The sequence below is a fragment of the Amycolatopsis sp. TRM77291 genome, assembly GCF_054166285.1.
In genome coordinates this window covers 1-1,025 of the sequence record NZ_JBSZHF010000027.1, presented here as the reverse complement: position 1 = coordinate 1,025, position 1,025 = coordinate 1, and the positions used below count along the sequence as shown (strand labels likewise).

1 protein-coding gene and 1 pseudogene are annotated in these 1,025 nt (G+C 61.4%); both read left to right on the top strand.

Annotated elements, in window-relative coordinates; translation table 11 throughout:
* The first annotated feature begins 150 nt into the window (after positions 1–150).
* Positions 151–555, top strand: a complete 405-nt coding sequence (locus ACXIZN_RS43205; protein ID WP_457960782.1) for a transposase — start codon at positions 151–153, stop codon at positions 553–555.
* A pseudogene (locus ACXIZN_RS43200) lies at positions 501–1,025 on the top strand (IS30 family transposase); the annotation flags it as partial. The gene ACXIZN_RS43205 and the pseudogene ACXIZN_RS43200, both read left to right, overlap by 55 nt.

Genomic DNA, 1,025 nt, shown 5'->3' with positions numbered 1-1,025 from the left:
CCTTGGCCTCAGATGGTCAGTGCACCGGCTGGGGATAATGCTCGTTCTGGGTAGTGAAGGGGTGTTCCGTGTCGCGTGGTGTTCCGTTGCGGTCGGTGGAGCGCGAGTTGATCGCGTCTGGGTTGAGGCGGGGGAAGGTCGTTTCGGGAGATTGGGGCCTGGATTGGGCGGGATCATTCGGTGGTGTCCCGCGAGGTTGACCGTAATGGTGGGCGGGAGGTGTATTCGCCGTTGGTCGCGCAGCGCCGGGCGGATCGTCTACGGAAGCGTCCAAAAGAACGCAAGGTGCTGAAGTCGCCGTTTCTGACTCGCATGGTGTATCAGGGGCTACGGAAGAAGTGGTCGCCGATGCGGATCGCGTACAGGTTGCGGCTCGACCATCCGATGGATCATTCTCGCTGGGTGTCACATGAAGCGATTTACCAGGCGTTGTTCGTACAGGCGAAGGGGGCGTTGCGGACGGAGGTGGCCGAGGGGTTACGCCAAGGCAGGATCAAGCGACGGGCCGGTCCCGAGGGGCGGAGCTGCGGGGCAAGATCAAGGACATGGTCTTGATCAGCGAGCGGCCGGCCGAGGCTGAGGACCGTGCCGTGCCTGGGTTCTGGGAAGGCGATCTGATCGTCGGCGCGAACAATCAATCGCAGATCGCGACCTTGGTCGAACGGTGCACTCGATTCGTCATGCTGGTGCGTATTCCTCACGATCGCACGGCCGAGAATGTGGCCCCACGGCTGGCCGCCAAGATGAACACCTTGCCTGACGTTTTCAAAAACAGCGTCACTGGGGATCAGGGTGGCGAGATGGGCGGCCACGGAAAGTTCACCATGGCCACCGGCATGCCGGTGTATTTTTGTGACCCGCGCTCACCCTGGCAACGCGGCAGCAACGAGAACACCAATGGATTACTGCGCCAGTACCTTCACAAAGGAACCGACCTATCAGGGTATTCACAGGACGAACTCGATGCCATCGCAGACGAACTCAACGACCGGCCGCGGCAGACGCTGGGCTGGCTTAAGCCGATC